Origin of the sequence: Anabaena sp. CS-542/02 (genome assembly GCF_028331085.1) — a bacterium.
GTDB lineage: Bacteria > Cyanobacteriota > Cyanobacteriia > Cyanobacteriales > Nostocaceae > Anabaenopsis > Anabaenopsis arnoldii.
In genome coordinates, this window is sequence record NZ_JAQMTM010000007.1 from 1 (window position 1) to 8,286 (window position 8,286).

The following is an 8,286-nucleotide window of genomic DNA, read 5'->3' on the forward strand; positions in this document are numbered from 1 at the left end:
CCGCGACTTGTGGAAAAATTATACTAGAGGACTCACATACTGTGAGAAGTCGCGGAGCTAAACCACATACATGATTTCCTAGTCGGATTCATCCGACTTCAGCTTTCAGACAGGGGTTTTAAACCCCTGGCGTCCTCGGTACCATCAAACGGCGTTTTAAACCCCTGGCGTCCTCGGTAGCATCAGCTTCAGTCGATCGCCCCACAGCTCCCCGACTTCTAGATAAATTATATAACAGGACTGACATACTGTGAGAAGTCGGGGAGCTACACCATACCCAGCGCCCCAGAACATTGGTTGGTTGCAACAGTGGCAAAATATACTATATATTGGTTTGATATCCAGTGCTAGCTTATAGCTAAAATTTAACAGCATTTCCAGACCTTACCCCCAGCCGTCACCAGACCTTTAACCTTGGGGTATAACTTGTCATTGACCCACAAACGAGACGCAAGCCCCTGGCTTCAGACATGGGGATAAGTCGATAGCGACTTTAGTCGCATTAAAGCGATTGAGTGGCTTTAGCCACATTCAATATTACATAAATTACTTCATGTGAACTTTATAAAAGCTTTACTTTATTATATAGAACAATGCTATATAATAATTGTATGAACCAAGAATACAAGTCAAACAAAAATATTACTTACTCTTGTAAGTATCATGTGGTTTGGTGTCCAAAATATCGTAGAAAGGTATTAATTCATGGTGTTGATATCCGCCTTAAGGAAATCATATTGCAGGTGTCCAAAGAATTTAACAGTGAGATTATTGAAATGGAAGTAATGCCGGATCATGTTCATTTGTTAATAGAGGTAGATCCACAGTTTGGTATTGCTAAAGTTGTTCGTTATATCAAAGGACGTTCATCAAGATTTCTCAGGCAAGAATTTACTTGGCTAAAATCTAGATTACCAACTCTTTGGACGAATAGCTATTTTGTTTCTACCGTTGGTGGCGCACCGTTGTCAGTAATTAAACAGTATATCGAGAATCAAAAAAATGTCTAATTATGGATGTCAACAACAATTAATTAATCCTGATAAAAATTTAGCTGCTATTTTAGAATTTTTATGTGGAGAATCAGCTAAACTTTCTAATTGCGGAACTTATTACGCAAGACAATTTTACTGGAAAACTGGTAAGATACCTGGAAAATACGAATTACATAAATTATTCAAAACTAACGTACATTTTCAGGCAATGTATTCACACGTTGCTCAACAATGTTTAACTACAGTCGCCGAATCCTTTAAATCATTTATCGGATTACTTAAAGCAATCAAAGAAAAAACGATTGAACAGCGTCCTAGGCTACCTGGATACAGAAAAGGAGGTTTAGCTTTAGTTACTTACCCAAAAGCAGATGTAAAATTAAAAGAAGGGCTTTTAAGGTTCCCTCTTGGTACTAAAGTAAAAACGTGGTTTGGACTAGATGCTTTTTACTTACCAATGCCATCAAATCTTGATTTTAAAAGCATTAAAGAGTTTAGGATTTTACCAAGAAACAAGTGTTTTTATATCGAATATGTGTACAAGCAGATCGATGTTGCAGTTGCTCTAGATAAATCTAGAGCATTAGGTATAGATCATGGCATAAACAATTGGTTAACTTGTGTCTCTAATATTGGTACAAGTTTGATCATTGATGGAAAGCATTTAAAGTCAATGAATCAATGGTACAACAAACGAATTGCGGTCATCAAAGAAAATAAAGCTCAAGGATTCTGGAATGAGAAATTAGCTCACATAACTGAAAAACGCAATCGTCAGGCTAGAGATGCTGTTAATAAAGCTGCCAGATTGGTAATTAATCATTGCTTAACTAACGGTATTGGTACGATTGTGTTTGGGTGGAATAAAAGGCAAAAAGATCAAGCTGATATGGGAAAACTTAATAACCAAAACTTCGTTCAAATTCCATCAGCTAAATTAAAGAATCGTATTGAGCAATTGTGCAACCAATATAAGCTTGAATTTGTAGAGACAGAAGAATCATATACCTCAAAAGCTTCATTTTTAGATGGTGATGTGCTACCTACATTTCGTGCAAAACCGGAAGGGTGGCAATCATCAGGAAAACGTGTGAATCGTGGATTATTCAGAACAGCAGAAAATGTTCTCTTAAATGCTGATGCTAATGGAGCAGCTAATATTTTAGCTAAAGTAGCGATCAAACTAGGTTTAGACCTAAGTGGAGTCAGTAGGGTGTCTTTGATAGCACCATTGAAAGTTCGTTTATGGGCTATTCAAGAATCCCCCGGCTTCTAGCCGTGGGGAGTATCAAAAAAATAGAAATTAACAGTTATACTAAGTAAACACCAACAATGACCATCAACAACCGGGAACGAATAGGCAGAGCTTTAGATTTACTACAAAAAGGCTTGTATCCCTTTTTAGAAAGGGAAATGGGCGCAAAATATGGTGATAAGTGGGTAGTCGCTGCTACTCCCTTCGTTTCCGAAGACCGCACCCTACGCCGCCCTGTGGCTCAAATGCTTAAGCAGGATGTAGCAGAAGTCCTCAAAGTAATGTGGAATCAGTGGAACGAGGTATTTAACCAAACTCTGGGTAAAGCAGAAAGAAGCTTAGTGAGTGAATTAATGCTCACCCGTAACGCCTGGGCCCACAATCAGCCATTCTCCACAGATGATACCTACCGCGCCTTAGATAGTATTAACCGTCTTTTGACCGCCATTTGCGCATCAGAAGCCGATGACGTAGAAAAGCAAAAACAAGAACTCCTACGCATCCGCTTTGAAGAACAAGCGCGCAGGGAAACCCGCAAAGCCGCTGCAACTTCCGTAGAAACCCATCCCGTTGGCGGTCTCAAACCCTGGCGAGAAATAGTCACCCCCCACCCAGATGTTGCTTCCGGTCGCTACCAAGAAGCAGAATTTGCCGCGGATCTTTGGCAAGTTTACCTAGATGAAGGTTCCGACGAGTACCGCTTACCTACAGAATTTTTTCGCCGCACCTATTTAACCGAAGGACTTAAACAACTGCTGCTGAACGCCTTACAGCGATTCTCTGGCCAGGGTGGTGACCCAGTAATTGAATTACAAACTAATTTCGGTGGGGGTAAGACCCACGCTCTGCTGGCATTATATCATCTGTGCTTTGGTGTTCCTCTCAAAGACCTACCAGAATTGGAACCAGTTTTAACCACCGCCGGGATGTCAGAGTTACCAGAAAATGTGAAAACTGCGGTGATAGTAGGTAACAAAATACCCCCCGGTAAGCCAGACACAAAAACAGATGGTACTGTAGTCAGAACCCTTTGGGGAGAAATAGCTTGGCAATTGGGCGGTAAAGAAGGTTACGAAATGTTGCGGGAAACAGACGAAACCGCTACTAACCCCGGCGATATTCTCAAAGATTTATTTAACCGCTATGCTCCCTGTTTAATTCTCATTGATGAGTGGGTAGCCTATGGGCGACAACTCCATGATGATAATATTTTACCCGGTGGGAGTTTTGATACCCATTTCACCTTTGCCCAAACCCTCAGCGAGTCCGCTAAGAATGCAGACCGCACCTTATTAGTAGTCAGTATACCCTCTTCTGATATTGAAGTTGGCGGCGAAAAAGGTAGAGAAGCCCTCAACCGCTTAAAAAATGCCATTGGTCGGGTTGAGTCTCCTTGGCGACCTGCTAGCGCCGAAGAAAGTTTTGAGATTGTCCGTCGTCGTTTATTTCAAAACCTCACAGACCCTAACTTATTCGTAGCTCGTGATGCTGTCGTACGCGCTTTTAGCGAAATGTACCGCAATCAACCCCAGGAATTTCCCCTAGAATGTCGAGAATCTGACTATGAACGCCGCTTAAAACAAGCCTATCCCATTCATCCAGAATTATTTGACCGTCTCTATAACGACTGGTCTAGCTTGGATAAATTCCAACGGACTCGCGGAGTATTACGACTCATGGCTAAGGTCATTAATGTACTCTGGGAACAAGGCGATCGCTCCTTAATGATATTACCAGCCAATATCCCCATGGGGGAAAGTCAAATACAGTTAGAACTCACCCGCTACCTAGAAGATTCCTGGGTTCCAGTAATTGAAAAAGATGTCGATGGGACCAACTCCCTCCCCATGCTTTTAGAAGCTCAAAACACCAACCTAGGAAAATACTCTGCTTGTCGCCGTGTTACCCGCACTATTTACCTGGGTTCTGCTCCCACCTTACAAGCAGCAAACCGGGGTTTAGAAGACCGCAGGATTAAACTCGGTTGTGTCCACCCCGGTGAAAGTGTAGCCATCTTTGGAGACGCTCTGCGCCGTTTGAGTGACCAAGCTACCTATATATATGTGAGTGATGGTAATCGTTATTGGATATCTACCCAACCCAACGTCACCCGCACCGCTCAAGACCGCGCTCAACAAATCAGCGAAGACATACACCGAGTTTGGGAAGAAATTATCAGCAGACTGAGAACCGATAAAGAGCGGGGTGAATTTGCAGGGGTGCATATAGCGCCTAGTTCTAGCGCTGATGTTCCCGATGAAGAAAACATGGGCGTGCGGTTAGTTGTCTTAGCTCCCCAGTATAGCCACAGTAGCAAAGCTAAGGATAGCCCAGCCTTAGAAAAAGTGACAGAAATTCTCTCTTATAAAGGCGCTAGTCCCCGTTATTGTAAGAATTTGCTGTTATTTCTGACAACCGATAAAACTAAACTAGATAATTTAGTCCAGCATGTTTGTCAATTTTTAGCCTGGGATTCTATTGTTAAAGAAAAAGACTCTTTAAACTTAGATGTTTCCCAAACCAATCAAGCTCAACAAAAGCAAGAGGAAACTAATAAAAATGTCAATCTGTTACTTCAAGACACTTATCAATGGCTGTTAATTCCCCATCAACCAGATGCTCACAAGCCCATAACTTGGGAAGAAATTCGCATTCCTGGGCAAGATTCTTTCATTATTCGGGCTAGTCGGAGATTTCTTCACGAAGAACAACTCATACTTAAGTATTCCCCTTCCCGTCTGCGTCTAGAAATCCTTGACTCTTATATCTGGTCTAACGCCGATCATGTTGACTTAAAAACACTGTGGAAATACTTTACCCAATATCTCTATCTACCCCGAATCAAAGATGAACAAGTGTTACTCAATGCTGTTCAAGAAGGGGTAGCAGCCTTACTGTGGAAGGAATACTTCGCCTACGCCAGCGGCTACGATCAAGCTAAGGGACGCTATTTAGGGTTAAAAGCCTGTGAAGGGATTACAGCTACCCTCAGCAGCCAAAGTTGGTTAGTTAAAGCCGAGGTTGCAGAGCAGCAACTACAGCAAGATACAGCTGTACTACAACCCCCAACCCCACCAACTCCACACCCAACTAATATTAACCCCAGTAATTCTACTAAATCGGTAAAGGAACGGGTAACAGAATACACCCCTCCCCCACCTCCTCCAAAACTGCGGCGTTTTTATGGCTCCGTCAATTTAGACCCCCAGCGGGTCATTCGGGATGCTGAACAAGTAACTAGCGAAATTGTCCAACATCTGGGGGGTTTAGTCGGTGCAGATATCCAAGTCACTCTAGATATTCAGGTGCAATTACCTGATGGAATCCCAGACCATCTAATTCGCACCGTCACCGAAAATTGCCGGAGTCTCAAGTTTAAAACTTACAATTTTGAGGAGGAGTAACAAAACCGCTCTTGGGTGCCCTTGTGCGTCAACCAGTAGATGTCAAAATTAGATTGACAATTTCCCGCCTCAGAACCTTTGTATAGTCTAAGTTTCCAGTGTTTTTAGTGGTTTTGAGGTTGACGCATTCTCGGCAAGTCTTACCAGATAAAGGTTTGAGGGATTTTTTTTGATGCTAATCTTGACAGCAGGATGTCCGAAAGGTTATATTGTCTCTAGGTTGACGGAACAGAACCTTGAAAACCAAATATATCAATGCTTTCCTGGTTGGGCAGCCACAATTACCTATAATCCCTATCAGGGATTGAAACTAAATTAGCCGTAATTGACCGCGATCGCAGCATCTGGGCCACAATTACCTATAATCCCTATCAGGGATTGAAACTAATCTGTGTAATTAGAGAATTACTTAATAATGCGATCGCGTCACAATTACCTATAATCCCTATCAGGGATTGAAACTAAATCCTCAACCACCCCGGAGGGTAGTTGTTACCCGTCACAATTACCTATAATCCCTATCAGGGATTGAAACTTAGGTATTTTACCAGTAGCTCCCAAGGTAGCGTCACAATTACCTATAATCCCTATCAGGGATTGAAACAGTTACATCCACGGTAGTTTCCTGTGATTGTAGATGTCACAATTACCTATAATCCCTATCAGGGATTGAAACAAGTTTGTAGGTTACGCGGACAACCTGGAAAACGCTAAGGTCACAATTACCTATAATCCCTATCAGGGATTCAAACTTGTTACCAACATTTTCAACACTATCACCCTTTTCAAGGAGGACTTTAAAGAATTTAGCCCCCCTTTTTAAAGGCGGTAGCTACCCTTTACGCATTTAACCCTAAACACTTTCTCCAAATAATTTAGCCCCCCTTTTTAAGGGGGGTTGGGGGGATCAATCAAAATGTGATTAGTTGAACGACACATAATAAACAGTCACAACTACCCATAATCCCTATCAGGGATTCAAACAGATAAGTATAAGCAAACCGTCCCCCGTCTTTAAGGTCACAACTACCTATAATCCCTATCAGTGATTGAAACTATGTTTAGTTTCACCAACCTGTTATTTTTGTGATTAGGACTTACGCAAGATTGAACTAAAAACCTAATTCTTTCCTAGGGGTAATTCATGAATTACCCCTACTTTTGTTCTGTTTTACCTAAGTCCAGCTGATGAAACAGGTGATTTTAATTTTTGTAAGGCAGGGAAGAATGGTGTACTACAATACGCAGTTTACCATTGTCATCCTTAATGAACTTCCAGGTTTTGTCCACTGTGGTTACTTTACCAGTCTTGTCGGTAATTAAGACATTGCCCATTGTTGTAGCTACATTACCAACAATGAAGATTCCAGCGTTGCGAATTTCTACCTTTCGCCATCCTTTGAGGGCAAAGCCAGTATCATTAGGGAAAGAAGAATCGTCGCCCACGAAATAAGCCAATGCACCTTCGCGTGTTGTGCGGAAAGTCTGTGGTGCTTCTGTCAGAGTTGGCTTGAACAGCACTGCACCCATCTGGTAACCATAGGCTTGATCAATAATCTGCTCGGCTAATGCCTTAGCTGCGGCTTTTCCCTTCTGATCGTAGGTGGTGGAGATGGCGACTAATGCATCTCCCCAGGCTTTTTGGGCTGCCAGAACTTCAGACTCAGTGATGGTCATATTGACTACTGAAGTTGAAGGGGTTGATGAGTTGGAATTAAGGATGATGTTATTAACTTGAGCTTGAGCTATTGACGGAGTAGCAGCTAAAAACGCCATAGCAGCAGCGGTGACGGAAAGATTGATTCGCATACTTATAAAAAAAAACCTCTTAACGATCACATTAAACCACATTATACAAGCAATTTTTTCTAGTGTTTTGTTTCCATTCAAATAATGTCCCCAGCGAGTGGGAACCATAAAGAATTTAAAAGAGGAGGATTATTGTCTGCCGAGTTTCCATTCAAATAATGTCCCCAGCGAGTGGGAACACATTGAAAATATTACGAGTCTATTAAATGATGTATCGTTTCCATGTAGATTTGTCTATAATTTCACAAACTCTATTGTTGCTTTCATTCCTACATCCCGAACATGAAGGGAGTCTGGAAAAATATCTCTCAAACAGGTCGATAATTTAGGAGATAAGTTTTCATCAAATAGTAATTTCATGCTGATAAAGTCGAAATCATTAACCGACGTTCACGATCAGCCGCATAAGCAATACAAGCCTTTAAATCTTCTCGCGTTAGGTCGGGAAAATCCTCAAGAATTTCTTCTTCTGTCATTTCCGAAGCTAGGTATTCAAGCAGCTCATAAACTGTGATTCGCAAGCCACGTACACAAGTCTTACCACCACGTTTATTGGGTTAAATTGTGATATAGTCTCTGTAATTCATGATGTGACGAGGGCATTTTTATTAATTTTAATATTAATTTTATCATACCATTTATTTCTGCTAAAAACAGTGAGTTTTGCCAACACTCAAGCTCTAATCACAGTAATTCTATATTGATTTTCCGTCACCACAACTTCAGTTGATAACCTTTCTTCCATTGGTAAGGCATTTTTGCGCCTATCAAAGATAAATAACCAACCAAAATCTAAACCCAAACGCCCTAAATAAGATTCTAA

The 8,286-nt window shown here is 41.5% G+C and carries 5 protein-coding genes and 2 pseudogenes; 3 read left to right on the plus strand and 4 right to left on the minus strand.

Annotated elements, in window-relative coordinates:
- Nucleotides 1–611 precede the first annotated feature (611 nt).
- From tnpA to PN447_RS00515, 3 genes are read left to right on the plus strand one after another with little or no spacing between them, the layout of a single operon-like run.
- Nucleotides 612–1,010, plus strand: a complete 399-nt coding sequence (tnpA, locus tag PN447_RS00505; RefSeq protein WP_271760024.1) for an IS200/IS605 family transposase — start codon at nt 612–614, stop codon at nt 1,008–1,010.
- Nucleotides 1,003–2,271, plus strand: coding sequence for an RNA-guided endonuclease InsQ/TnpB family protein (locus PN447_RS00510; RefSeq protein WP_271760025.1), 1,269 nt, complete (start codon nt 1,003–1,005; stop codon nt 2,269–2,271). The genes tnpA and PN447_RS00510 overlap by 8 nt, the downstream gene beginning before the upstream one ends.
- A gap of 56 nt (nt 2,272–2,327) precedes the next feature.
- A complete protein-coding gene (locus tag PN447_RS00515; protein WP_271760026.1) occupies nt 2,328–5,654 on the plus strand; it encodes a Swt1 family HEPN domain-containing protein in 3,327 nt (1,108 codons plus the stop codon).
- Between the two features lie 1,203 nt (nt 5,655–6,857).
- Here the strand turns inward: PN447_RS00515 and PN447_RS00520 are convergent.
- From PN447_RS00520 to PN447_RS00535, 4 genes and pseudogenes are all read right to left on the minus strand, one after another.
- Entirely contained in the window at nt 6,858–7,463 is a 606-nt protein-coding gene (locus PN447_RS00520; RefSeq protein WP_271760027.1) for a hypothetical protein, read from the minus strand.
- Between the two features lie 234 nt (nt 7,464–7,697).
- On the minus strand, nt 7,698–7,823 hold the full coding sequence (locus tag PN447_RS18665) for a DUF5615 family PIN-like protein (protein ID WP_271760028.1): 126 nt from the start codon (nt 7,821–7,823) through the stop codon (nt 7,698–7,700).
- Nucleotides 7,820–8,050, minus strand: a pseudogene (locus PN447_RS00530) (DUF433 domain-containing protein). The gene PN447_RS18665 and the pseudogene PN447_RS00530 overlap by 4 nt, the downstream one beginning before the upstream one ends.
- 86 nt (nt 8,051–8,136) lie before the next feature.
- Nucleotides 8,137–8,286 (minus strand): annotated as a pseudogene (locus PN447_RS00535) (ATP-binding protein); the annotation flags it as partial.